Source organism: Alkalihalophilus pseudofirmus (genome assembly GCF_029094545.1).
GTDB lineage: Bacteria > Bacillota > Bacilli > Bacillales > Bacillaceae_D > Alkalihalophilus > Alkalihalophilus pseudofirmus.
On sequence record NZ_CP117835.1, the window covers coordinates 1,852,715 to 1,877,116 of the forward strand.

The window sequence follows — 24,402 nt, forward strand, 5'->3', positions numbered from 1 at the left end:
ATACAAAAAAAGAGATGGATATCAGTAATGACAACCATCTCTTACAATTAATTTATTACTCTAGCTAGTGCTTGGGATAAGGAGGAAAAAGATTTCACTTCATTAAATCTGATGCCCAGTTGAACTGCTGTTTGTGCGATTTCTGGTCGCATTCCAGATAAACTTGTCTCTGTACCGATCAATTCTAGACCACTAATGACATGGAAAATTTGATTGGCTACCATTGTATCGATAATCGGCACACCAGATAAATCAATAACAAGATGTTCCACTTGTAAGTCATTACATTGCTTCAATGTTTTATCAAATATGATTTTAGCGCGGTATGTATCAATATCTCCAACTAATGGCAGAATTGCAATTTGGTCTTTAATAAGAATAACAGGTGAGCTAAGCTCTGTAATCATTTCCTGCTGTGATTGCAATAGTCGTTCCTGCTCTTGTAAATGACGTTTACTGAACTCTTGAATAAGCGCTTTAAAGGCTTTTCGAACAACTTGATGCCATTCATTCACTTCTTCGTGAGAAGGGTTGTTATCTAGATACTCTACGTAATCTTGAATTAAATCATGGTATAGAAATTTCACATTAAAAAATTCGCCAATAATTTGGTCTAATGGAGTATTGAGATGAGATTGATCTTTTGCAATTTCATCTAACCATTCATTAAACCTTGCGTGTGTATCCGTGGCATTTTCATTAAATAATTCACAAAAATTAACGTGAAATTGATGATTTTGTTCCTTTAACTGGTTAATTTCTTTTTCACTTTTCGAACCATACACACCTTCAAGTGAGTTATCTAGGTTCGCATACCATTGTTCTGTCAGATCCCAAGTTCTCTCTTTAAAAAATTCATACATGCTTTGCATTCCTATTACCCCTTTTTTTATCATTAATTCTATTTTGCTATGTAGGTTTAAAATTAGCAAGCTTTTATCTATTACCTGTTTATTAACATTTGTAAACACAAAAACAAATTATGTTAATATATAGTAGCATAAACCAATATCCGGGATTAGTAGAAGAGGAGAAAAAATGATAAGAACAATAAGTATAGTGTTTAGTATAATACCAGCCGCTTTTTTGTTTCATTTTTATGAGTTCGGCCAAAACCTTACGCAAGAGGATGCGGACTTTTTATTTATAGGGTCCTTATTGTATGTCGTTACAGCAGGTATTCTCTCAACTAAATTAGAGGTTAAGTTCTTATTGGCTGCTAATCTAGTTCATTTAGTTCTCTCGGTTGTTCTAGCGATGTTTTTCTTACCAACTGAAACGAGCTGGTTTAATCCTGTTGGCAGAGATCTAGCTGTCGCATTTACTGCATTATTCTTTATAGCGGGAATATGGTTCGTGCGGTATGTAAGTTCGAGCATTCAATCTACGAGAAAGAAAAACAACGCTTAAGCACATGCTTAAGCGTTGTTGGATTTGTTTATTCATCTTGTTTATTCATCATCATTCATTTTCATTAACCGTAAGCTGTTCAGTGTAACTAACAATGTGGCTCCCATATCGGCAAATATAGCCATCCATAACGTCAACCAGCCGGGAACGATTAAAAGAAGAGCAAATGCCTTAATCGCAAGGGAAAAGGTAATGTTTTGCTTAATAATCTTGAGTGCTTTGCGGCTTAATTGGATCGTATAAGGAAGTTTGCTGAGATCATCTGACATTAGAGCGATATCTGCGGTTTCAAGCGCAGTATCTGTTCCTGCACCGCCCATCGCCACTCCTACAGTTGATGCCGCAAGTGACGGTGCATCATTTACCCCGTCACCAACCATTGCAACACGCTGGTGCTGTTGGCTGAGCCCTCTAATATAGGTTAGCTTATCTTCTGGCAGGAGATCTGCTTGAATGTCTTTAACCCCTATCTGCTTGCCGATCGCCTCAGCTGTTCTTTTATTATCGCCTGTCAGCATCACTGTATCGACACCGATTCGATTAAGCTTTTGAATGACCTCTTTAGATGATTCTCTTACTTCGTCTGCCACAGCAATTAAAGAGAAAATGTCATTTTCTGTCCCTACGACCATCACTGTCTTACCTTCGTTTTGCAGCTTGATGGTTTGATCGTGAATAGCTGGGTCATTACCTTCATGCAGGTCATGAAATAAGGCAGGACTTCCTACATAATACTGAATACCATCTACCTTTGCTTTTACTCCTTTACCGGTGAGTGATTGAAACTCTTCAACTTGCACCGCATGAAAGTCTAACCCAGACTCCTCGGCTTTACGCATAATAGCTGAAGCCAGCGGGTGCTGGGATCCTTTTTCAATTGCTGCAGTAATAGATAAGATCTCGGCTTCTTCGCCGTTTAATGTCACCATATCTGTAACAGTTGGGACCCCTTTAGTTAATGTACCGGTTTTATCAAAAGCAATCGCACGCAATGCACCTGCTTCTTCTAAATAAACACCGCCTTTAATTAACACTCCGTTACGAGCAGCATTTCCGATTGCTGTAACGACTGCAATCGGCGTTGAGACAACAAGTGCACAAGGGCATCCGACAACAAGCGTCGCAAGGCCAAGGTAAATCCACTCACTCCACTCCCCGCCAAGCATTGTCGGCGGAATCACAACAATAAGTGCCGCGAGCAGGATAATAGCCGGTGTATAGTATTTGGCAAATTTATCGACAAAGGCTTGGGATGGAGCCTTTTCTGCTTGAGCTTCTTCAACTAAATGAATAATCTTCGCAATCGTTGTGTCTTCTACCCGCTTCGTTACTTTAACCTCAAGCAGACCTTCTTCGTTTAATGTCCCAGCAAATACTTCATCATCCACCAATCGCATCACAGGAACACTTTCTCCTGTAATGGCTGCTTGGTTAATCGTAGACATGCCTTTAACGACAACCCCGTCCATCGCAAGCTTCTGACCAGGCTTAACAATCATAATGTCACCAATCTCGATCTCATCTACATTGACCAGCATTTCTTTCCCTGTCCGGCGAATGAGAGCTTCATTAGGTGCAATATCCATGAGTGAGGCGATCGATTGTCTTGCTTTATCCATTGAATACCGCTCAAGTGCTTCACTAATGGCAAATAAAATGACAACGACTGCTCCTTCAATCCACTCGCCAATGAACGCGGCACCTATGATGGCAATTGTCATTAATGTGCTCATATCAAATTTTAATCGAATGAGATTATTCAGCCCTTTTATAAATAACGTATAACCGCCAATAATAATTGAGAGGATAATCAACATCAATGGCAGGGTGCTTCCTTCTTCGACCATATAATCAGCTAGAAAACTCGTCAGTAATAAAGCAATGGCAATATATACTTTAATCGTCGTTTTCTGCTTCCAAAACGGAATGCGAGGTTCAGCTTTTTCATGTTCATCTCTAAGCTGGAGGTTTTCAAATGCTCCTGCTTTCTCAAGTTCTTCTATATTGACTGTGCCTGTCACTGTAATCTTTGACGCTCCAAAGTTCACTTTTGCATCAGAAACACCATCCAGGTGCTTCACGTTCTCTTCGAACGTTTTGGCACAGCCTGCTCAGGAAAAGCCCTGAACACGATAGGTTTTACTTTCTTCCTCTGACTGTCTAGCACGTACTTCAGTCATGTGACTTCCCTTCCTTCTGATGTTCTAAAGCAATCAATAGTAACTGTTTAATGTGATGATCATCTAATGAGTAAAAGGCAAGCTTCCCTTCTTTACGGAATTTTACAATGCCTTGTTTATGCAGAGTCCGCAGGTGATGGGAGGCCGTTGCTACAGAGGAACCAATAATATTTGCAATGTCACATACACATAATTCCTCTTCCTCACAAAGAGAATATGTGATCTTTGCCCGGTTGACGTCAGCTATCGCTTTGAATAGCTGTGCAACCCCGCCTAGTTCTTCCCGCCCAATTACCCCTTTTAGACGCGTAACCTTTTCTGCATCAAAGCTATAAATCTCACAAGAATCGTTGCTGCTCATATATGTCCCTCCCAATCAATCAAATGTTTGTTTGAATATAGTATAGCAGGATTTAGCTTAAATGATCAAATGAATGTTTGAATGAATATTATACGCTGGTGTTAGTAATGAAAAGATCAACAAAAAGTTCACGTAATTAAAAAACAGCCTGATTAAGTTCAGACTGTTTAAGCGGTTTGTTTACATACTTATGATCAAACACAATATAAAAGCAACTCCAGAGAGCGGGGTCATAATGACTCTTTCTTTCTTACTTTTTGAAACAAAGTTTGCAAGAGTATTCACTCCAAGGAAAGCGGTGAACACCCAAACTAATACATTAGTTGGCAAACTAGAATTAAAATGAGTAAGCAGACCTGCATGCTTTAAGAATACATACGCCATAAATAAAAGAATAAGAGCATTGAACGCACTGACAATTCTAAGAGGAGCAGGCAGAATTTTATGATAACCGCCCATGGCTGCTTCTCCCAAAGGGTAACCAAGACTTAGGAGCACTTGAAAGATTGCAATAGATGTAAAAATAATGGTGACTAGAATGGCTGCAAGAATAATTAAATCGACTGTAGTCGCCTCCTTAAGTAAATGTATTTTACTCCATTTTACACCTAGACACAGTACATTTCTATTCTTTTCCAATTCATTGGGGTTCTTATAAAATATGCCGATCATTTAACTGCCTACATGATTGTATTAATCATCTTTTCTATAAGGATTAATATGAATCATCACTTTCTTCACATTTTGATGGGTGCTTAAAAGGTTTGATTTCACTTTTTTTGAAATCGAATGGCCGTCTTCTACACTTATATGAGGTTCAACACTCACTTTTAAATCGATGACAACATAATGACCATGGTTTCTTGCTAGCAGTTCATCAACGCGTTTTACACCCTTGACTCTTAAGATCGTGTCAATGAATGGTTTTGTTTTCTCTTCCTCTAATACTTGTTCCATCATAATCAAGCTCGATTCTTTTCCTAACGAAAACCCTACTTTAATTACGAGTAAAGAGACAAAAATGCCAGCTAAAGGGTCTAAATATAGGAGTGCCGGGTTATTACTGTATGTACCAATGATCGATCCAAGTACACCGATAAATGCTGCTATGGATGATAAGGCGTCTGAGCGGTGATGCCATGCCTCTGCTAATAGAACAGAGCTTCCGATCTTTTTAGCAAGTCTATATTTATATTGAAACATCGCTTCTTTAACACCGATCGAAAATAATATAACAATTAGTGCAATCCAACCTGGTGAACTTGGCGCTTCCCCTAAAAACCCTTTTGCTGAAGAAAAAGCGATTTCTACCCCTACGATGATTAATAAAATGGCGACAATAATGGTTGCGATGTTCTCAGCTTTCCCATGCCCATATGGATGATCTTCATCTGGAGGCTTCTGTGCTGTACGAAGTCCAAACAAAGCTGCAAATGACCCAGCAATATCAGATGCAGAATGAGCAGCATCTGCAATCAGTGCACGGCTCCCTGTAAGCCAACCAGCAACCCCTTTTATAATAGCTAATAACGCATTAACAACAATACCAATCCAAGTAGCTGTTTCTGCTTGTTTAAAATTGCTACTCATGCAACCACCTCTATAACTCTTTCTCTCTCGTTCAAACGTGCTAGTCTATCCTACCAAACGACATTCATGTGGGTCTATAGCAATCTTTTTGTTACACTGAACACTTATTATAGAAAGCTAACACTTCTAAACTTGTCCAAAAAAGTTGCCTGAACACAAAACCTCCTAAAGCTTCTCGCTCCAGGAGGCATACGTTACTTATAAAAATAAATAAGCAATCGGTGCTGCAATTAAAATCGATAGAATCGTCCGCTGTACCCAAATGACCAACAGCTTAGGAATGCTGATTGGAATGTCAGTTGAAAGAATACAAGGAATTAAAGCTGAGAAAAAGAGAATCGATGAAACAGATAATACAGCAACTACAAACTTTGTGACAAGCTCTGCTTCAACGACAAGCAATGCAGGAAGAAACATTTCTGCCACATGGATGGCAGCTGCTTTTGAAGCTAGGAGGGCATCAGGAATTTGCACCAGACTTGTAAACGGATAGAAAATATAGCCTAACATATCGAATAAAGGTGTATATTCTGCCAATACGAGCCCTAATAACCCAATCGACATAATCGATGGCAAGATGCTCATCGTCATTAAAAGCCCATCTTTCAAGTTGCCTGTTATATTTTTCATGAGTGACCCAGACTCAGAAGCTGCCTTCATCGCCCCGTTCCAAGCGTGTTTCAAACGGTCTCCTTTAATCACTTCCTCCGGCTTGCCTTCTTCTGTAATATAGTCATCGCTGATTTTACTTAAGGGCCAGATTCGTACGGTAATTGCTGTCACTACAAATGTAACAAATAACGTCGTCCAGAAGTATAAGTTCCAGATATCCATAATGCCAAGGGTGTTCGCTACAACGATCATGAAGGTCACAGATACAGTTGAAAAGCCTGTTGCAATGATCGTTGCCTCTTTAACCGTGTAGCTTCCTGCTTTAAATACACGGTTAGTAATTAAGAGTCCGATAGAATAGCTGCCGACAAAAGAAGCCACAGCATCAATGGCAGAACGACCTGGTGTTTTCCAGATAGGACGCATGATCGGCTGCATTAAGACGCCGATAAATTCAAGCAATCCGTAACCTACTAATAAAGCTAAGAAGACGGCGCCAATTGGTACGAGCAGCCCAACTGAAATGACGAGCTTTTCAAATAAGAAGGGTCCCATGCTTGGAGTCATAAGCCATGCCGGGCCAATTCCAAATAAAATCATAACTGTCACTAAAAGTCCTAACACTTTAAAGCCTGAGAAAATCATATTGGTTAGATCTTTTTTCCAACTGTTCGTGAGAAATGGATAAATCGCCCCAAGTAAAATTACGATACCCGCATAATACGGAATGACTGTCGGGAATGTGGCTGTCAGCCATTGTACAATGTGGTCAAGCGGAATAGTAGATCGTTCGCCGATCGTAATAGGGATAAAGAAGACAAATATACCAATGGCACTAAACAGAAAAAACTTAATCAATGCTGAAGTTGAGTGCAGCCTTGGTGTTGGCTCCACCTCTTTTTCTGAAGCAGTGTTTACTTGTTCCATCCCTTCTCCCCCTTAAATACCTCATCTGTTCAAGCAGGCTAAAAGAGCAGCAACTACTGCTCTTTTCGTTGCATAAAACCAGTTAAAAAGGAAAGCATCACATGAACCCCTGTTTTGACGGTCGCTTGCGCTACATCTTTTGTTGGATCAAGGCAGACAATATCCATCGCACACACTTTCTCTGAAGAACCGGCGGCTTGAACGGCTTCTAATAATTCATGAACGTACATCCCGCCAGGAGTAGCAGCCGGAGCACCTGGTCCTGCGCTGATATCTAATACATCCATATCAACCGTGAAATAGATTTTATCGACCTTCGCTTCGAGCTCGCGGAGGGCTTCACTGACTACATGTTCGATCCCTTTCTTACGGGCTTCTTTCATCGTAATATAATTCACACCAGCTTCATCAGCATACGTCTTGAGCGAACGTGCGTTAAAGAAGCCGTGCAAACCAATATTGTATACATCCTCCCCGCGAACCACCTGATTCTCAAGCAGGTTTCGGATCGGCGTACCGTTTGAAGGACCGTTATCTGTAAGGTCTCGCAGGTCAAAATGAGTATCGAGCTGCAGAATGCCCACTCGCTCTTTCGGATGGATATCTTTATAGCCTTTGATGAGCTGTGCCGTAATCGAATGATCTCCTCCAACCATGATTGGCAGGGCATCTGGATGATTTGACTGTATGGCTTTCATCGCTTCACGAATGTTTTTGTGGCAGATTGAAATGTCTGTCACATGTTCCCTCACATCACCCAAATCAGCAACTCGAAGTAATGATAAATCGAGATCCTCATCTAAGTTATACGTAGTAAATGACTTCCAAGCTCTTCGAAAAGCCTCAGGATTCTCGCTTGCACTTGATGCAGAGATAGAGGAGCGGGATAGCGGAACTCCCAGAATGACAGCATCATAGGCTGCCCATTCTTCTTGATGATGTGCATCAATGGGCTCTATCCATTGATGCACTTTAGGTTCTGTAACATTTTCTCCCCTGGTCCAATTGAATGGCGGCGGATTTAAGAGCGGGTATGGATAGCTGCTCATATCAGCCTTCCCCCATTTACCACGACCTTGCCGCCTTTAATAACAGTTTCGGTATGGTTGACGCCGTAATGGTATTGAAGCTGCATGTAATTTGGAACATCAAGAATGACTACATCTGCTTTCTTCCCGACTTCAATACTTCCCACTTCATGACCACGGTTAATGGCATGTGCCGCATTAATCGTTGTTGCTGTAATGACTTCTGCCGGTGTCATCCCCATTTTCAAGCATCCGAGATTCATAATGAGCGGCAAGGAAACCGTCGGCGATGATCCTGGGTTACAATCTGTAGAGAGTGCGACGGGAACGCCGGTATCAATCATTTTGCGTCCATTTGCTGATTCGGCCATTAAAAAGAAGGCTGTACCAGGCAGGAGAACACCGATGACTCCTTTATCAGCCATCATTTTCATCCCTTCATCAGATGCTTTTAAAAGGTGATCAGCAGACACTGCCCCAACTTCTGCTGCTGTTTCCGCACCGCCGTAAGGTTCAATTTCATCCGCATGAATCTTAGGCTTCAGTCCATACTTGAGACCAGCTTCTAAAATGCGTTTTGATTGCTCAGGCGTAAACACCCCATGTTCACAAAACACATCATTAAATTCAGCTAGCCCTGCTTCAGCGACTTTTGGGATCATTTCATTAATCACAATATCGACAAATTGATCTGGATTTTCTTTATAATCACCAGGCACCGCATGAGCTCCCATAAAGGTGGAAACGATATCGATACAATGAGAGTTATTTAGTTTTTTGGCTACTTCAAGCTGCTTCATTTCATGTTCAAGTGATAACCCGTAACCGCTCTTTGCTTCGACTGTAGTCACACCATGCATTAAAAATTTATCCAAGCGTCGTTTGCTTTCAGTGAAAAGCTGCTCATGACCTGCTTCTCTTGTGGCGCGCGTTGTAGCATGAATGCCGCCTCCTGCATTCATAATCTCCATATAAGAGGACCCTTCTAGGCGCATGTTAAATTCATTTTCACGGCTGCCAGCAAAAACAAGGTGAGTGTGCGGGTCTACAAAACCAGGTGCGACCACTTTTCCGCGAGCATCGATTACTTCAGCTTCATCCAAACGATTTTGATAGTCTGCTAGGATCTCTTCGTCTGTTCCTACCGCTTGAATGTTACCGTCCTCAATCCACACACTTCCGCCTTTAATAATATGAAGCTCTTCCATTCTTTCTTTTGTAAGAGGCGCATCTGAGCCTCCTTTTAACGTAATCACTTCATTTGCATGTCTTATAAATATAGCTTTACTCATGTTATCTCTCCTCTTAGTTCTCGTCTTTTAGCATTGGCATATTGATACCCTTCTCACGTGCTGTTTTCTTAGCAAGGTCATATCCTGCATCTGCATGCCTGACGACACCCATCCCAGGGTCAGTTGTCAGAACGCGTTCAATGCGAGCTTCAGCTTCCTTCGTACCATCTGCTACGATAACGACGCCCGCATGCAGAGAATACCCCATTCCTACTCCGCCTCCGTGATGAACAGAAACCCATGTTGCACCGCCGACAGCATTAACCATCGCATTTAAAATCGGCCAGTCAGAGACTACATCTGACCCATCCTTCATTCCCTCTGTTTCACGGTTAGGTGAGGCAACCGAACCTGAATCAAGGTGGTCACGCCCAATAACGACTGGTGCTTTTAACTCGCCGCTTGCGACCATGTCGTTTAAAATCTTTCCGAATCGTGCACGCTCTCCGTAACCTAACCAGCAAATACGAGACGGCAGCCCTTGAAATTGAATTTTGTCCTGCGCCATGCGGATCCAGTTACAAAGATGTTCATTATCACCGAACTCACGAAGAATCGCTTGATCTGTTTTGTAAATATCTTCAGGGTCTCCGGATAACGCTACCCAGCGGAACGGCCCTTTCCCTTCACAGAACTGTGGGCGGATATACGCCGGTACAAAACCAGGAAAATCAAATGCATTTTCTACCCCTTCATCTTTAGCTACCTGACGGATGTTATTACCATAATCAAACGTCACAGCCCCGCGGTTCATCATCTCAAGCATCGCTCGAACATGCTGTGCCATTGACGCTTTTGAACGCTTCACGTATTCTTTCTCATCCGTTGCCCCTAGTTCTGCCGCTTCTTCTAATGACATTTGAGATGGAATATAGCCGTTTAATGGATCATGAGCAGAGGTTTGGTCGGTTAATACGTCTGGAATAAACCCTCTGTTAATCATCTCAGGCAATAGATCAGCAGCATTGCCTAGCAGCCCAATGGATAATGCCTTGCCTTCACGCTTAGCTTCCTCCGCTAGTTTGATTGCTTCATCTAAAGTAGTCGCTTTCACATCCGTGTAACGAGTCTCTATGCGGCGGTCAATTCGTGTCTCGTCAACTTCAATGGCAATACAAACGCCACCGTTCATTGTTACAGCTAACGGTTGAGCCCCGCCCATGCCGCCAAGACCGGCCGTTACCGTAATCGTGCCTTGAAGAGTGTTATTAAATGTCTGCTTAGCAAGCTCGGCAAACGTTTCATAAGTGCCTTGTACAATTCCTTGCGAGCCGATGTAGATCCAGCTCCCCGCTGTCATTTGCCCGTACATCATTAAGCCTTTCTTATCTAACTCGTGGAAGGTCTCCCAGTTTGCATACGCTGGTACGATGTTTGAATTAGCAAGTAATACACGCGGAGCATCCGTATGTGTTTTAAAAACGACAACGGGTTTACCCGACTGGACAAGCAAGGTCTCGTCAGCCTCTAACTTCTTCAAACTGTCAACGATCGCATCAAAGCTTTCCCAATTACGAGCAGCCTTTCCGATCCCTCCATAAACAACAAGATCTTCTGGACGTTCCGCTACATCCGCATCTAAGTTATTCATCAACATACGCAATACCGCTTCTTGCTGCCAGCCTTTTGTGTTGAGCTTGGTTCCTGTATAACGTTTAACTTTACCGTTTGTAACCGTATTCATTTTTACCTACCCCCTAGTTGTATTAATTTAATTGTATACAGATTATTCTTGATATTATTTATAGATTCATGCTAATTTTATGATTTGTTGCATAAGTTTTTGGTCATATTGTCATGTTTATGGATAGTTGACCATTGTTAAGCTTCAACCGTATATAAATAGCCTATTCTGTGATAAAGCTTAACTAAATTTGATTAAACACAAAATTATAAAGGAAGTAAAAAGTTTACGCTGTTATCTATAAATAAGAGATAAAGAATGTGTGGAAGAGTATCTATAAATATATAAAAATACCTGAGTTTCCTAATTAAGGTTGTCTGATTGGAAGATTATGTTGTTTAATAATTCTCGAGCCATTGCTAACGGACACAGGGAGAAAAAAATGAAGAAAAAAATTTCTTATAGCATAATCCAAATCATGATTTTATCAATGGTGTTCACTGCTTTCATCCCGGGATTAAATGCACTTGCAGAAGAAGGCGAACTTATTGAAGATGTAGATATTACAGATTACTTAGTTGATGATACTGTGATCCCGCTTGTAGAACAATCATTATTTTATGATAATGCAACAGACGAGGGTTCAGAATTTGATCAGGCAAGTCAGCCTATTATGGAACCAATGGTTGCCCCGCTCGTTCCGTTTGCTATAGCAGCTGCTGTTCGTTTAGTCACACAATGGGTAGGAAAACAAGCAGTGAAAAATGTTACAAAGCATGCAGCACAACGAGCAGCAGAACGTAAAATTTCATCTACTGCTTTTGCGCAGGCAATGGCTTATGGTACAAAGTATGTAGATAAAAACACAGGCGCAAAAATTTTGTACCATTCTGGCAACAAGGTCGCTTTAGTTCTTGATAAAACAGGTAAAACAGTTGTAACAACATACAAACAAACCAGACCTAAGGCAGTATGGCAGCGACAAAACTGGTAAAATAAAAAATAAAGGGGTTCTTAGCAATGGTCTCACTAAAAGATGTATTTTATGATGAAAGTAAAACAGAATTAAAAGTGGAACTTATGAAGAAAGAAAGTATTGGTGACAGCAACTATAAAGTAGATTTTATTCTTTCCTTTTCGTTCGGTTATGCGGATGTAAGCAGAACGATTAGCTGGACACAAGGAGATATTGCTACGTTAAAAGAACAAATTAGCAATCTCGATTTGCAGCCAGGTTCGGGTTATATTACACCGCAAGAACCAGAGCTTACTATGTTTTATGTAATTGATGAACATAATAAAGAAGAAATAACTCTTTACATAACATTAGACGGCGGACAAATTAATAGTCAGATGGGAACAGAAACCGGGGCGACTATTAAAATAGTGACAACACATCACGCGTTAAAGTCGTGGGTTAATCAATTAGGAAAGGTTTTTGAAGCATAAATTTTAAAAAGGCGCTTCCATTTGAGGAAGCGTCTTTTACTTTCATTTTACTCAAGTAATCTATTATTCGTGAGGTTTCAACCGATCTATAAATTGAACGGCGGTAATAACAGCAGAACCTAAGGCAAATAGTACACCGCCAATAATAATAATGGCGGTTGTATAGCTTTTCGTAACTGTCTCAAAAAGATGAGTATCGGCCATTCCGCCTTGTGAGTTTAGCCAAGAATGAGATAGCCCGAGACCAATGTTAACACTGAATAATAATATAATTAAACCTGCCGTACCAACTATAGCACCGAATGTCATTAGACTCTTAAATGTTTCTTTATCCATGCGATCCTCACTTCTCCTTATAAGGGCTATGTTTTTCTTCAAGCTCATTCATTCGCTGCTGCAGCTGTTTCAAATCTTCATTTACTTTAGCCCTGCGCTTGGAATAGGAAGAGTTTATACGTATGAACAGCAAGACTATTATAATCAATACAATGTAAAATAAATTCGAAAAGAAGAAATCCAGCATTTGGTCACCTCATTGGTATGAAAACAGTATGGTATTACATTAGTAGCAATTGTTCTTTTATATTTATAATACCAATTTACTCCACTTTGCATCAGTACTTTTTTACAACAAATCCTGCGATAACCGGACCATATCCCTGCACTGAATCCCACCTTCATAAATCTCTTCCTCGTAATGTCTGATGAAAAAGTCCACATCTACTCCTATCATTCGAAATCCGCATTTTTGATAAAGTGCGATCTGGCCAATACTTGAATTACCGGTTCCTACTTCAATTGTTTTAAATCCCTGTTTTTTAGCTGAATCTACAGCAAACTCTACTAATCTCCTGCCAATTCCCCGGCCCTGCATGTCTTTACATACAGCTACATTCACTAGTTCAACTGTGTCAGGCCTTGTAGGCAATAATACTAACACACCAATTATTCCACCGGACTCCTCAGCAATAAAACATTCCCCTCGCTCAATGTAGTCTGCTATTAATTTTTCAGAGGGGTCTGCGAGCAACAGCAGGTCCATAGGTGGGTTCTCACTCGCATTTAACAATCTAACTTCCATATCTTCAATACTCCTTTTATCGATTTTTACGCAGATTTCATACCCTCAATAACTCTCTTTTCTCCTTTACAAGATTCAATTTCATAAACAGAATCGAATATAAGATAGTGAAGGCAATGTATGCTACTCCTACAATTAAACTCAACTCTCTAGGAGTAAAAACTTCTAAAAGAAATCCGGCGGTTGCCATTGATAAGCTGAGCGCTGTATTTGATATAGCTTGCATAAAACCCAAAATAGTCCCTAGCTTTCGGCGCGGTATCACTTTCATCATCACCGTATCGATACAAATATTACTTAATCCACCCACAAATGTGATGAATATGATAACGTAAATAGCTGTGGAAAAAGATGGAACTATACTTAATAATAAATGTCCAAGGCCTTCAAAGGCAATAAAAAGAACAGTTAGTGCTAATAAGGATCGCTTTAGAAAGCTAGAGCATATTGAGCTGAAAATAAACCCTAACCCTACAAACCGATGGCCATTCCTGAACCTGTCAATTGATATAGAAGCCCAAATATGGCGATCTGGCTTATTCTGCTGCCTATCCCATTAATCATCCCCGCCCAAAACAGAAATTGATAATTTGTTTCTTTTCTCCACGATTTAAACAATGACAATGTCTCCCCTCCTTTCAATCGAAAAAAAAGTGGCGTTGTTTTCAGAATCCGAATGATTAGATAATTATCTAATTAGATTATAATCGAATGAGTTTTATTAAACAATGAATCTTTAACTTAATATTTGCGACTACCCTATTATGTACACTATGACATTCTTTGTTACTAGAAAAAATCCGTGACTTAAAGTCTATTTCTTGCCATTTTAAGATAAATAAATCTTTTGAATTCTTTTCTCCCTTATACTAATAAGTGTTTATACATTACTAGATAAGGAGTGATTATATGAAGAATCGTAAGAGTATACTTATTTCCCTGTTAGCTGTATTGCTCGCATTCTCCGGCTTTTTGCCGAGTATGGCTGATGCAAAATCTTTGAATGAGCCAGTGTCAAAAGGAGATTTTGTACAGGAATTAGTAACGAATCTCGGGATTGATTTACAAGATGGAGAGGTTCCTTTTACAGATGTTAATGATGAATTAAAACCTTATTTCGAAGCGGCTATCCGCACGAACATTGTATCTGAGGATGAGGTAAGTGAATCGCCATTTGGTGTTAATGAAAAAGTAACTCGTGAACAGGCGTATGTATTCTTAATTCGCGCACTTAATTTACGAGATTCGTATTCTCAAGAATTACTTGAGTCTTATAGAGACTTCAAGGCAATCGACTCTTCTTATTACGCGGAGCTTGCAGCTGCAGAAGCATTAGGTCTTATTGATGCAACGAATGTATTGCAGCCGAAAAAGCCTTTAAATCAAAAGGAAATGAAAAGCATCTTTGACAGCTTAGAAAATGAGCTTGATTTTGTGAGTGTGATTCATACGAATGATATGCATGGCAGAATCATGCATAACTCGGAAAATGGTGAATTAGGATTAGCAAAAATCAGCGAGCTGACAAACCAGGCCCGCAACGAGAATCCGACTCTTCTAGTTGATTTAGGAGATACGTTCCACGGCACAAATTACGTTAACTTTAACAAAGGCTTAGCGGCTGTTGAAGCGATGAATGCCATGAGTTATGATGCAATGGTTCCGGGAAATCACGACTTTAACTACGGACAAGACTATCTTCTCGAATTGAAAGATAAACTAGACTTCCCTCTAGTAAGTGCCAATATTCTAAAGGATGGTAACCCTTATCTAGATGGTTATACAATGATTGAGAAAGGCGGAAAGAGAATCGCTCTTGTTGGTTTAACAGCCACAGACACAGCGGAGAAAACGAATCCTTCAGGTATTGAAGGCATTACGTTTGAAGATGAAGTTACGGCAGCAAAAGAAGCTGTGGCCGAGCTTGAAGGTCAGGTAGACTCCATCCTTGCTATTTCTCATTCAGGTTTAGAAACGGATCGTTCGGTCGCAAATGAAGTTGAGGGTATCGATGTGATATTTGGCGGACACAGCCACGATACATTAGAAACGCCAGTTAAATACGAGCATGGCTATGTGACTCAAGCATTTGAATACGGAAAAGCTCTAGGTCATACAAATCTTATTTTCCATAATGATCAATTAGTTGGTGTGAATGGCTTCTTATATAGAGATCATGCGGACAAAACAGAAGATCCAGAGATCTCTTCTATTCTTCAGTCTTATAAAGAAGAAGTAGATCGTGAAATGAATGAAGTAATCGCTACAACGAAAGAGCGTCTTGATGGTGAAAGAGTCAATGTTCGCACGAAGGAGACAAACCTTGGCAACCTTCTTACCGATGCAATGCGCAATGAACTTGAAACAGATATCGCCGTAACAAATGGCGGCGGAATCCGTGCGTCCATTCCAGCAGGTGAAGTGACTAGAAATCATGTGTTCACTACCCTTCCTTTCGATAACACCTTGGTAAGAACGACGCTAACAGGTGAAGAAATTTTAGCTGCCCTTGAACATTCCGTACGAGTCTATCCAGAGGAAAATGGTGGATTCCTGCATGTGTCAGGATTAACGTTTACGTTTGATCCAGCCCAGCCTGCAGGAAGTCGTGTTGATGAAGTGTTTGTAAATGGGGAAGAACTTAATGTAAGTCAATCCTATTCGGTTGCGACCAATAACTTTACAGCAGCAGGCGGAGACGGATTTGATATGTTCAGCGTAGAGAACATTGAATTTGACAGCGGAGAATTACTAAGTACGATCTTGATTAACGCGCTTCAGTCAGGTCAGGACATTCCAGAAGTTGGAGACCGAATTCAAGTAAAGTAAAAGGTTAAACGCAAAACGCACAGAAGTTAACTGCTTCTGTGCGTTCCTCCTTCACCCTGATTTATCGACTTTATTCTCTATTCGATCAAGCTGCTTTTTGATTTCTTCTAGTTCTGAATCCGGCTTTGGAGGCTTGATAGAACCTATCCACTTTACGATTAAAACTATTAGAATGATAAGTAAAATAGGGATGAGTAAGGCCATTAGAATATCTACTAATTGGGACACACTTCCCCCTCCTTTGTATGTAATCTGGCACCTGTTATTGCAATAAAAGAACAATAATGATAATAACTAAAACGGTCGCGTACAGCCCCACCATCCCTTTAACGACCAAGATAGCCCAATATTTCTCTTTCAGGCTGAAATAAAACACAACCATAAAAAGAATAAAGCTAGACACCGCTCGCGGGTATTCCCCTCTTATGATAAATGAAGTGGAGTTTACAACGACAAATAGGCTAAATTAGATGAGGTAGACCCGGTGCTATTTCTCTTTTTTTTTTCGCTCATATGTAAATTCAACCATTTGCTGTTCCCTCTTTTCTCAGTTTATCTCTCATTATAACTTAACTGAAGTAGCCCCTCTGTTAAATACCTTTCTCATCTTATAAGCATAATTTAACAAAATGAATCAAAACCTACCATAAACGGATGTAGTAGGTGGTTAGGTTATGACCTTTTCTCGGGTGCAGCTTCTTTTTGTACTTATCTTATTTATCGGAATTTCAAACCATGTGTTAATTGTTCCTCACTTGCTTGGAACGGCTAAACGAGATGCTTGGGTTTGTGTGCTCATTTCGTATGTGATATTGCTTGCATGGGGTGGGCTTATTACTTATATTCTCTCTAAAAATAAACAACGGCTGCCCCTTGGACTTTGGTTAAGCGAACGTACAGGTAAAGTTGTTGCTTATTTCATAATATCTATGTTTTTCCTTTACATCGTCCTGATAGGATTTATTTCTTTTTTTGATTTAATTGCTTCTGTGAAAATTTACTTTATGCCTATGACGCCAACATGGATTGTTGTCATTCCTTTTCTTTTATTAAGTGTGTGGTCAGCATTTAAGGGCTTAAAAATGATTGTCTACTCATCAATTATATTGCTGCCACTCGTTTGGCTGTTAGGGCATTTTGTAGCATTTGCTACAATAGAGAGCAAAAATTATTCCTTTTTATTTCCAATCTTTGCTGATGATACATCCATTTTTCATGGGATCATTATTATCCTAGGAGGAAGCGTCGATTTACTCGTTCTCTTTTTGCTGCATCATTATTTCAATAAACCAATTACGTATGGATATGTAATTCTACTGATCACGATCTTAGCAGGTTTAATTATTGGACCGACTATGGGGGCATTGTCTGCCTTTGGTCCTAATGTGGCAGCAGATTTACGTTTTCCCGCCTTCGAGCAATGGCGCCTAGTTACAATTGGCGACCATGTGTCTCATGTTGATGCATTAGCTGTTTTTCAGCTATTATGCGGGACAATTATTAGAATCGCTCTAAGTTTATATTTGCTCCCAGATCTAATTAGAGTAAAAGCGCCTATACCGAGATTCAGCTTAATTGTTATCCCTGCTCTTGGTTTCGGAAGTGCTCTAGTGCTTCATCTTAGTGATATATGGATGCAAACCGCGTTGAAAATGTATTTTTACCCATCAATTTTTTTGTTTGGAATTGGGATGACGCTGATCCTTTTTATCATTAGCTTCCTACCTAAAAAGAAAGGATTTACTACTCTATGAGAAACAAAAAGACTGAAACAGATACTGGGATGTTAGAACATGCATTAAACGAAGGGGAGCTGAAAGAAGAGAGCATTATAACCTTATTTAAAGGTAGTGCAGATATCGTCTTTGTCCCGACAGACACACATGAATCTGTGCTTGCGTTCTATTGTGAAGGCATGACCGATACCTCTCAATATAATGAGTACTTTAACGATCTGCTTACTTATATACTTGATGATTGTCCAACGAGCGACAAAGGCTCTCTCCCTCCTATTCGTAAAATTATGTCTATAAGTGAGATGAGGAAAAGTGTATTTTCAGGTTTTTTACTCTTTTATAAACAAGGAGACTCCTGGTTTTTTTCAGTTGATATTTCTAAGCTGCCGCAACGAACTCCGGAGGAATCAAAAACTGAAATTTCATTAAAAGGACCACGAGACGGATTCACTGAAGAGCTTCCAGTTAATATATCACTTATTCGAAAAAGGCTAAAAACCGAAACTCTCTATAATGAGACATTTGAACTTGGTTCGTTAAGTCACACTAAAGTTTCCTTGCTCTACTTACAAGGAAAAGCAAATACTAAGGCTCTTGATGAAATACGCAGCCGTTTAGAAAAGCTTGAAACGGAGAGTGTTACGAGCAGCGGACAGTTAGAGCAATGGCTTTCTGATCGTACGTTTTCTCTTTTTCCTCATTTTGATTATATTACGAGACCAGATTTTGCAATTGAATGCATGCTGCGCGGACGATTCGTTCTCGTAGTAGACGGTAACCCAAGTGTGTTGATTGGACCAACAAACTTATTTGTGTTGTTAAAGTCCCCGGAAGATGTCCATTTCCCTTATTTTATAGTAGCATTTCAACGCTTACTGCGAATAATTGGCTTACTAGCGGCGATTTTTCTGCCTGCGATCTATATAGCAATAACGAATGTAAATGTAGATCAACTTCCCTTTGCTTTGCTCGCAACAATTGTCGTATCCAGAGAAGGGCTCCCCTTGTCACTGCCGATTGAAGCCTTACTCATACTGATATTGTTTGAACTCCTCAGGGAAGCTGGGATTCGAATGCCGACTGCGGTCGGGCAAACGATTTCCATTGTAGGCGGATTAATTATTGGAGATGCGGCCATTCGTGCTGGCCTAACCTCTCCTACCCTGCTTGTTGTAATTGCTGTATCAGCGGTTGCAACTTACACACTTGTCAATCAATCCTTAACAGGAACTGTGACAATCTTACGTATCTATTCCTTATTGTTTGCTACTTACTTTGGTGTGTATGGATTGGTCCTTAGCTTTTTGAGTATCCTCATGTACCTTAGTCAACTAGAATCATTTAAATTGTCCTACCTTGAGCCCGTAGTATCTCTTGATTATAAAGGGTTTTTAGCCGCCTTTTTAATTAACCCGTTTAATCGAAAGAGATTTACTGCGTCTATGCTATCTAAAAGGAGGAAGTAAGCTATGTGTAAAGAGTTTGGTAAATGGATTTTTATACTTCTAATTATAGCAATCCTTCTTTCAGGCTGTAGATCGGATATGAAAGAAATTCAAAATTTGAATTATGCGACTGCAATTGGAGTCGATTATAAGGATGATAAATATTTTATTTATATTCAATTAATAGGTCTCACTTCTGTTGCTAGAACAGAGGGTGAAGCTGGAAGTCCTCAAACATTTGTATCAACGGCAGAGGGAGAAACATTTATTGATGCTTTTTTTGAAGTATATCAAACTGGTCAAGAAATGTTTATTTGGTCGCACATAACCTCTATTGTGTTAAGTGAGTCTGTATTAAATGAGGGGATTGGGAATGTATTTGATGGGTTAACTCGGTACTATGAATTTAGATTGACACCTTGGGTATTTGGCACTAAAGAGCCGATAGATAAGGTTCTATCTACTCAAGGATTTTTTGATCAGTCTGTATTAGAAACGACTCTTCATAATCCTGAAAGTACACACAGACAAAGTTCAATAATAAGACCTATTAAATTGCAGGAGTTAGCAAGGGATATTTATGAACCGGCAATGACCACTTATATACCTTATCTATCCATTTCTGAAGAGGAATGGATAAATAATATGGAACCAGAATCGAAATTAAAGTTAGAAGGTGCTTTCTTTTTAAGTGGTGACACATATAAAGGTTCTTATTCGCTTGAAGAGTTGAACGGGCTGCGTTGGATTGCCCCAGAGACTAAGCGAGCGGCGATTTTAGTACCTGGTAAAAAAAGACCAGATTTCTTGGCGGTTATCGATCAATTGAATGTTGACATAGCCTTAAAAGACCCGTCTCAAAAATCCTTTACGGCAACTTTTAATTTGGATGGACAAATTGGAAACCAGATAAATGGAAATAATAAACTCTTTAATATGAAGAAAGACACTAGCGAGAGTATTCAAAAGGAAATACGTGATTTGTATCTTCTAGGGGTTCAAGATCAGGTGGATTTCTTTAATTTAGAACATTTGCTTTATAGAAATCATAATACGCTGTGGAAGCAATCCAGAGAAAAACTGGTATTAGATGAAACAGCTTTAGAAGATATCGAAGTGAAGGTTAATCTCTACCATACGGGAGCATTTAAAAATAAAATTGTAGAAGAGGCTGACTAGAAAAAAGACCCTGCCAGCTATACAGGGTCTCTTCTCACTATACTTTACGTAAGCGATACACATGTCTTGTTTCGACTAGGTCGTCAGCATGCTCCTTATACGCTTTATAGTGATCAGATACGATATGAGATTGTACTGCCTCTTCACTTTCCCATACCTCATAGAAGGTAAATGTGCCTGGATCATCGAGGGATTGATGAAGGTCATATGTGATACATCCCTCTTCCTTACGTGAAGGGGAGACCATTTGCTGTAATACTTTATTTAAATTATCTTTCATTCCTGGCTTAGAAGTTAGGACAGCCATAATGACAATAGGATCCATACTTAACCACTCCCACTCGTTTTTGGTGTATGACATCAATGTACCCTTTATGCCCCGCTTCTAAAACTCGTAGGAGTGCAATTCTCCATTAATTTAAACTTTGCATTAAAATACGTCTGGTGTGAATAACCGGTAAGACTTGAGATCTCTTCTAAGGGGAGGTCAGTCTCAAGCAACATCCGTTTCGCTTCTCTAATTCGAATTTCATGCAGTGTATCTCTAAATGTCTTACCACATTCAGCTTTAAACTTGCGGCTCAGCGTGCTCTTATTCATACGGAGAGCCTCTGCACATTGCTCAAGGCTCCACTGTGGATCCCAGTAATTTGATTCCATTAACTCCCTAGCTTTTTCAATAAAAGTGCGCCGGCTATCTGTGATTTCATGACTTTCTTCAAGAAGCTCAGTTGTAAAGGTAAGCAGCTGCTGAACAATCTGATAGACGACTGGCTGGTGAATGATGTCTTGAAACACTCTGTGATAAAAAGATTCTATCGGTCCCGATGCAATCTGATAGGACTTCATATGCCGCCTGATTTGTGCTAAGACACTGGTTAAACGAATTCGAATAATCTCAGGGTCAGGGTATGGCTGTTTAAACGTTAAAAACTCTTTCCAAAGCCATTCACGAATAGATGCTAGATCCCGTTTTTCAAGCATTTCAATCCATTGTCTCTGCTCAAGAGGTGTTAAAAAAGGATCTAATTCTTGGGCTGTATTCGTAGATGTATCGTCGATAATAATATCATAGCCTTCATAAAAGATACGGCTCGAAAGCTCAACTGATTGTTGATACATCTGTTTAATCGAGCTGTTTTTATCGCTGGATTTTACAACAATCGCAAGTGGTTCATCCATCTTCTTCTTCCAATCAGTCAAAAAAGCTCGATACTCTTCTTGTGTATGTATTCGCTCCCCGCTCTCTTGCACGCACAAAATAAGATTAGACAACGCAAACACATAGGGCTGCCCTGTAAACGAGAATCGCTTAACGGCCTCATGCACGAGTGTTAGATTATTTGGATCTGGGGTTAAAAAGGCAGCCATTGTTATATATTGGTCCGGGATGTGCTCTTGCATGAATAGATCGGGGTAATCAATGCCCTTATCAGCTTTATAGTCAATTATGTTTCCTGCATCTTCCTGGTTTCTTACGTAGAAACGTATCTGCTGAAGGTGCTTCATTAAGTCTTCTGGTGCAAAAGGCCGGAATAATATATCCTCTGCACGAAATTGCAGTGCTCTATATGCAATTTGAAACATGCGTTCAGATGATAGAAAAAGCCAGCGTACGTTTCTTAAGCTCATAAGACGATCAAAATATTCTCCCTCTTCCCGGTAGCGGTCCATATCTAAGATAACCAGATCTACTCTTTCAGTTTCTATTCTCTCTTTTACGTCTTGAACTTTTTTCAGCAAGGTAAGGGTTACTCCGGTAAAGTGACTCTCAATCATCCACCGAATTCCTTGGGCTTCTAGTTCGTCTTTGGCTACTAAATAAACGTGCATCGTATACACCTTCTAACTATATAAGAGGCTGGTTTAACTTATGGGAATCTGAACATTACAGAATTGAAAAGTTTGTAAACATGGTAGGTAGTTGAAGTCCGCCGCTCCTGAAATATGCTTCGCTTTCCGCGGTGAGCTGCTGAGCTTCCTCGGGCTTTAGCCCTGTGGGATCTCAGCCCTGCTCTAGGCACCGCTGGAGTCTACGCATATTTCATCCGCTGAGTTATTGCTTTTCCCCGAATCGAGTAGATTGATGTAGTTCATAGGCTCAGTTCTATTCACTAAGTGCTACTTATATTAAGGGAGCACTTTACAACATTCTCGTTCTGTTGATTGCGGCGGAAATCAACAACTTTAGGGGACTTTTTCGTGACGTACTGTAGCTCCCACAGTATGTTTCATACACTAGATAAGGCTTTCATTCGTTTTCTGAATCAAAAACTCTAATTATGTAAGACCCGCAGTTCATGCGGGTCCTGTTGATATTTACAAAATCATCGCCGCTGCAAGACCAAATAGAAACAGCGGTATATTAAAGTGGATAAATGTCGGAACACATGTATCCCAAATATGATTATGTCTGCCGTCTGCATTCAGTCCTGCAGTTGGTCCGAGTGTACTGTCTGATGCAGGAGAGCCGGCATCGCCAATTGCCCCTGCTGTTCCGATTAAAGCAGCAGTTGCTAGCGGAGAGAAACCTAAAGCCAGGCAAAGCGGAACGAATAATGCGGCTAGGATTGGTATGGTTCCAAAAGAAGATCCAATCCCCATTGTGATGAACATCCCAACAAATAGCATTAGGATGGCAGCAAGCAGCAAGCTGTTACCGAGGTAAGCTGACGATGTTTCTACTAACGACTCCACTGCCCCAGTTTCTTTTAAAATGGTCGCATAACCTGAAGCAATCAGCATAACAAAAGCGATCATTCCCATCATCTTAATTCCGTCATTAACAAACTGATCTCCGTATTTGAAAGGCACTACTCTAAAAGCAAACATCAATACAATACCGGTTAATGCCCCTAAGATTAAGGATTCAAACGTCAGCTGTACAACTAATGTTGCCATGATCGCAATCAGTGTAAATAGATGCTTCGTTGTAAATGATACATTTTCCTGCTCATATGCCGCGGCAATTTCAGAATCAGTCTCTGTATTAGGAGTGATGACTCGATCTTTTTTGTATGTAACGAAAATGGCAATGAGCAACCCTGCTACCATTCCAAGTCCAGGTAACAGCATAGCGAGCGGAATCTGGCTTGTGGCAATCTCCATTCCGTTTGCTTGCATTTCTCCTGATATAATCCCATGAAAGATCAGACCGTAACCTGCTGGAATCATCACATAAGGTGCTTTTAAACCGAACGTTAAAGAGGTTGCCACCCCTCTGCGATCTAATTTCATCTTATCAAACAAATGCAAGAGCGGCGGGATAAGAATTGGAATAAACGCAATGTGAACCGGTACGACATTTTGTGAAAGAGAAGCCACTCCTGCTATAGCAAGCAACATAAAGGCTTTCTTCCCTTTTAACGAGTTGATTAATAAACGAACTAAAAAACCTGTAATGCCGGTGTGTCCAATCATGACGGCGAAGGCACCAAGTAAAATATAGCTCAAGGCGGTGCTTGCCTGACCACCCATTCCCGATATGAGCATATCTATGGATGCAACAACCCCAAGCCCTGATACGAGTCCTGCAGTGAGTGCAGCGAATAAGATCGCTAGCACTACATTCACCCTAAGTAAACTGAGTACGACCATTACGATAACTGATATAACGACTGCATTGAACAAATGTCTTGCCCCCTTTTAGTTACCTTATC

General features: G+C 40.3%; 23 protein-coding genes. 7 read left to right on the forward strand and 16 right to left on the reverse strand.

Annotation, left to right across the window (positions count from 1 at the left end; translation table 11 throughout):
* Positions 1–47: 47 nt before the first annotated feature.
* Positions 48–872 (reverse strand): STAS domain-containing protein, encoded by an 825-nt coding sequence (locus PQ478_RS09960; RefSeq protein WP_289236738.1) that lies wholly within the window; start codon positions 870–872, stop codon positions 48–50.
* Positions 873–1,038: 166 nt separating this feature from the next.
* On the opposite strand from PQ478_RS09960, the gene PQ478_RS09965 reads away from it, so the two are divergent.
* Entirely contained in the window at positions 1,039–1,410 is a 372-nt protein-coding gene (locus tag PQ478_RS09965; RefSeq protein ID WP_289236739.1) for a hypothetical protein, read from the forward strand.
* Between the two features lie 41 nt (positions 1,411–1,451).
* On the opposite strand, the gene PQ478_RS09970 is transcribed toward PQ478_RS09965, so the two are convergent.
* From PQ478_RS09970 to hutU, 8 genes are all read right to left on the reverse strand, one after another.
* Complete coding sequence (locus PQ478_RS09970; protein WP_289236740.1) at positions 1,452–3,590, reverse strand: heavy metal translocating P-type ATPase; 2,139 nt, start codon at positions 3,588–3,590, stop codon at positions 1,452–1,454.
* The gene (locus tag PQ478_RS09975) at positions 3,583–3,951 is read right to left on the reverse strand and encodes an ArsR/SmtB family transcription factor (protein WP_289236741.1); all 369 of its coding nucleotides are present in this window, start codon (positions 3,949–3,951) and stop codon (positions 3,583–3,585) included. The genes PQ478_RS09970 and PQ478_RS09975 overlap by 8 nt, the downstream gene beginning before the upstream one ends.
* Before the next feature lie 180 nt (positions 3,952–4,131).
* Positions 4,132–4,623: a hypothetical protein gene (locus PQ478_RS09980; RefSeq protein WP_289236742.1), complete on the reverse strand. Its 492-nt coding sequence runs from the start codon at positions 4,621–4,623 to the stop codon at positions 4,132–4,134.
* Between the two features lie 21 nt (positions 4,624–4,644).
* On the reverse strand, positions 4,645–5,541 hold the full coding sequence (locus tag PQ478_RS09985) for a cation diffusion facilitator family transporter (protein ID WP_289236743.1): 897 nt from the start codon (positions 5,539–5,541) through the stop codon (positions 4,645–4,647).
* A 198-nt stretch (positions 5,542–5,739) separates the two neighbouring features.
* Complete coding sequence (locus PQ478_RS09990; protein ID WP_289236744.1) at positions 5,740–7,080, reverse strand: YjiH family protein; 1,341 nt, start codon at positions 7,078–7,080, stop codon at positions 5,740–5,742.
* Positions 7,081–7,133: 53 nt separating this feature from the next.
* On the reverse strand, positions 7,134–8,129 hold the full coding sequence (locus PQ478_RS09995) for an agmatinase family protein (RefSeq protein ID WP_289236745.1): 996 nt from the start codon (positions 8,127–8,129) through the stop codon (positions 7,134–7,136).
* Entirely contained in the window at positions 8,126–9,400 is a 1,275-nt protein-coding gene (gene hutI / locus PQ478_RS10000) for an imidazolonepropionase (RefSeq protein ID WP_289236746.1), read from the reverse strand. The genes PQ478_RS09995 and hutI overlap by 4 nt, the downstream gene beginning before the upstream one ends.
* Positions 9,401–9,413: 13 nt before the next feature.
* Complete coding sequence (gene hutU, locus PQ478_RS10005) at positions 9,414–11,084, reverse strand: urocanate hydratase (protein WP_289236747.1); 1,671 nt, start codon at positions 11,082–11,084, stop codon at positions 9,414–9,416.
* A 382-nt stretch (positions 11,085–11,466) separates the two neighbouring features.
* On the opposite strand from hutU, the gene PQ478_RS10010 reads away from it, so the two are divergent.
* Together PQ478_RS10010 and PQ478_RS10015 are read left to right on the forward strand one after the other, a co-directional pair.
* On the forward strand, positions 11,467–12,018 hold the full coding sequence (locus tag PQ478_RS10010; RefSeq protein WP_289236748.1) for a hypothetical protein: 552 nt from the start codon (positions 11,467–11,469) through the stop codon (positions 12,016–12,018).
* Positions 12,019–12,044: 26 nt separating this feature from the next.
* Complete coding sequence (locus PQ478_RS10015) at positions 12,045–12,473, forward strand: hypothetical protein (protein WP_289236749.1); 429 nt, start codon at positions 12,045–12,047, stop codon at positions 12,471–12,473.
* Positions 12,474–12,536: 63 nt separating this feature from the next.
* On the opposite strand, the gene PQ478_RS10020 is transcribed toward PQ478_RS10015, so the two are convergent.
* From PQ478_RS10020 to PQ478_RS10030, 3 genes are all read right to left on the reverse strand, one after another.
* Positions 12,537–12,857, reverse strand: coding sequence for a hypothetical protein (locus PQ478_RS10020; RefSeq protein ID WP_289236750.1), 321 nt, complete (start codon positions 12,855–12,857; stop codon positions 12,537–12,539).
* 241 nt (positions 12,858–13,098) lie between these two features.
* Positions 13,099–13,554 carry a GNAT family N-acetyltransferase gene (locus PQ478_RS10025; protein ID WP_289236751.1) on the reverse strand — a complete coding sequence of 152 codons (456 nt, stop codon included), beginning with the start codon at positions 13,552–13,554 and terminating at the stop codon, positions 13,099–13,101.
* A gap of 471 nt (positions 13,555–14,025) precedes the next feature.
* A complete protein-coding gene (locus PQ478_RS10030; protein WP_289236752.1) occupies positions 14,026–14,178 on the reverse strand; it encodes a hypothetical protein in 153 nt (50 codons plus the stop codon).
* A 285-nt stretch (positions 14,179–14,463) separates the two neighbouring features.
* On the opposite strand from PQ478_RS10030, the gene PQ478_RS10035 reads away from it, so the two are divergent.
* On the forward strand, positions 14,464–16,383 hold the full coding sequence (locus PQ478_RS10035) for a bifunctional metallophosphatase/5'-nucleotidase (protein WP_289236753.1): 1,920 nt from the start codon (positions 14,464–14,466) through the stop codon (positions 16,381–16,383).
* A gap of 51 nt (positions 16,384–16,434) precedes the next feature.
* Here PQ478_RS10035 and PQ478_RS10040 read toward each other — a convergent pair whose 3' ends face one another.
* Positions 16,435–16,611, reverse strand: coding sequence for a hypothetical protein (locus PQ478_RS10040; RefSeq protein ID WP_175585135.1), 177 nt, complete (start codon positions 16,609–16,611; stop codon positions 16,435–16,437).
* A gap of 446 nt (positions 16,612–17,057) precedes the next feature.
* Here PQ478_RS10040 and PQ478_RS10045 point away from each other — a divergent pair, with 446 nt between their 5' ends.
* Genes PQ478_RS10045 through PQ478_RS10055 form a run of 3 tightly spaced genes read left to right on the forward strand, consistent with a single transcriptional unit; the run spans position 17,058 to position 20,743 of the window.
* Positions 17,058–18,137 (forward strand): endospore germination permease, encoded by a 1,080-nt coding sequence (locus tag PQ478_RS10045; RefSeq protein ID WP_289236754.1) that lies wholly within the window; start codon positions 17,058–17,060, stop codon positions 18,135–18,137.
* The gene (locus PQ478_RS10050) at positions 18,134–19,585 is read left to right on the forward strand and encodes a spore germination protein (protein ID WP_289236755.1); all 1,452 of its coding nucleotides are present in this window, start codon (positions 18,134–18,136) and stop codon (positions 19,583–19,585) included. Before PQ478_RS10045 ends, PQ478_RS10050 begins: the two co-directional genes overlap by 4 nt.
* Before the next feature lie 3 nt (positions 19,586–19,588).
* Positions 19,589–20,743, forward strand: coding sequence for a Ger(x)C family spore germination protein (locus tag PQ478_RS10055; RefSeq protein WP_289236756.1), 1,155 nt, complete (start codon positions 19,589–19,591; stop codon positions 20,741–20,743).
* A 37-nt stretch (positions 20,744–20,780) separates the two neighbouring features.
* Here PQ478_RS10055 and PQ478_RS10060 read toward each other — a convergent pair whose 3' ends face one another.
* The 3 genes from PQ478_RS10060 to PQ478_RS10070 all read right to left on the reverse strand — a co-directional run bounded on the left by PQ478_RS10060 (position 20,781) and on the right by PQ478_RS10070 (position 24,340).
* Entirely contained in the window at positions 20,781–21,104 is a 324-nt protein-coding gene (locus PQ478_RS10060; RefSeq protein WP_289236757.1) for a putative quinol monooxygenase, read from the reverse strand.
* Positions 21,105–21,115: 11 nt separating this feature from the next.
* Entirely contained in the window at positions 21,116–22,576 is a 1,461-nt protein-coding gene (locus PQ478_RS10065) for a response regulator transcription factor (RefSeq protein ID WP_289236758.1), read from the reverse strand.
* A gap of 486 nt (positions 22,577–23,062) precedes the next feature.
* Positions 23,063–24,340 (reverse strand): Na+/H+ antiporter family protein, encoded by a 1,278-nt coding sequence (locus tag PQ478_RS10070; protein WP_435521077.1) that lies wholly within the window; start codon positions 24,338–24,340, stop codon positions 23,063–23,065.
* Positions 24,341–24,402: the final 62 nt, after the last annotated feature.

What these genes read in the sequence shown, in the direction of transcription:
- PQ478_RS10070 (WP_435521077.1), bottom strand. Translation starts at nt 24,340, where the DNA reads ATGGTCGTACTCAGTTTACTTAGGGTGAATGTAGTGCTAGCGATCTTA.
- PQ478_RS10025 (WP_289236751.1), bottom strand. Translation starts at nt 13,554, where the DNA reads ATGGAAGTTAGATTGTTAAATGCGAGTGAGAACCCACCTATGGACCTG.
- hutU (WP_289236747.1), bottom strand. Translation starts at nt 11,084, where the DNA reads ATGAATACGGTTACAAACGGTAAAGTTAAACGTTATACAGGAACCAAG.
- PQ478_RS10065 (WP_289236758.1), bottom strand. Translation starts at nt 22,576, where the DNA reads ATGCACGTTTATTTAGTAGCCAAAGACGAACTAGAAGCCCAAGGAATT.
- PQ478_RS10010 (WP_289236748.1), top strand. Translation starts at nt 11,467, where the DNA reads ATGAAGAAAAAAATTTCTTATAGCATAATCCAAATCATGATTTTATCA.
- PQ478_RS10045 (WP_289236754.1), top strand. Translation starts at nt 17,058, where the DNA reads ATGACCTTTTCTCGGGTGCAGCTTCTTTTTGTACTTATCTTATTTATC.
- PQ478_RS10020 (WP_289236750.1), bottom strand. Translation starts at nt 12,857, where the DNA reads ATGAGCTTGAAGAAAAACATAGCCCTTATAAGGAGAAGTGAGGATCGC.
- PQ478_RS10015 (WP_289236749.1), top strand. Translation starts at nt 12,045, where the DNA reads ATGGTCTCACTAAAAGATGTATTTTATGATGAAAGTAAAACAGAATTA.
- PQ478_RS10035 (WP_289236753.1), top strand. Translation starts at nt 14,464, where the DNA reads ATGAAGAATCGTAAGAGTATACTTATTTCCCTGTTAGCTGTATTGCTC.
- PQ478_RS09980 (WP_289236742.1), bottom strand. Translation starts at nt 4,623, where the DNA reads ATGATCGGCATATTTTATAAGAACCCCAATGAATTGGAAAAGAATAGA.
- PQ478_RS09985 (WP_289236743.1), bottom strand. Translation starts at nt 5,541, where the DNA reads ATGAGTAGCAATTTTAAACAAGCAGAAACAGCTACTTGGATTGGTATT.
- PQ478_RS09975 (WP_289236741.1), bottom strand. Translation starts at nt 3,951, where the DNA reads ATGAGCAGCAACGATTCTTGTGAGATTTATAGCTTTGATGCAGAAAAG.
- hutI (WP_289236746.1), bottom strand. Translation starts at nt 9,400, where the DNA reads ATGAGTAAAGCTATATTTATAAGACATGCAAATGAAGTGATTACGTTA.
- PQ478_RS09965 (WP_289236739.1), top strand. Translation starts at nt 1,039, where the DNA reads ATGATAAGAACAATAAGTATAGTGTTTAGTATAATACCAGCCGCTTTT.
- PQ478_RS09960 (WP_289236738.1), bottom strand. Translation starts at nt 872, where the DNA reads ATGCAAAGCATGTATGAATTTTTTAAAGAGAGAACTTGGGATCTGACA.
- PQ478_RS10055 (WP_289236756.1), top strand. Translation starts at nt 19,589, where the DNA reads ATGTGTAAAGAGTTTGGTAAATGGATTTTTATACTTCTAATTATAGCA.
- PQ478_RS09990 (WP_289236744.1), bottom strand. Translation starts at nt 7,080, where the DNA reads ATGGAACAAGTAAACACTGCTTCAGAAAAAGAGGTGGAGCCAACACCA.
- PQ478_RS10050 (WP_289236755.1), top strand. Translation starts at nt 18,134, where the DNA reads ATGAGAAACAAAAAGACTGAAACAGATACTGGGATGTTAGAACATGCA.
- PQ478_RS09995 (WP_289236745.1), bottom strand. Translation starts at nt 8,129, where the DNA reads ATGAGCAGCTATCCATACCCGCTCTTAAATCCGCCGCCATTCAATTGG.
- PQ478_RS10060 (WP_289236757.1), bottom strand. Translation starts at nt 21,104, where the DNA reads ATGTCATACACCAAAAACGAGTGGGAGTGGTTAAGTATGGATCCTATT.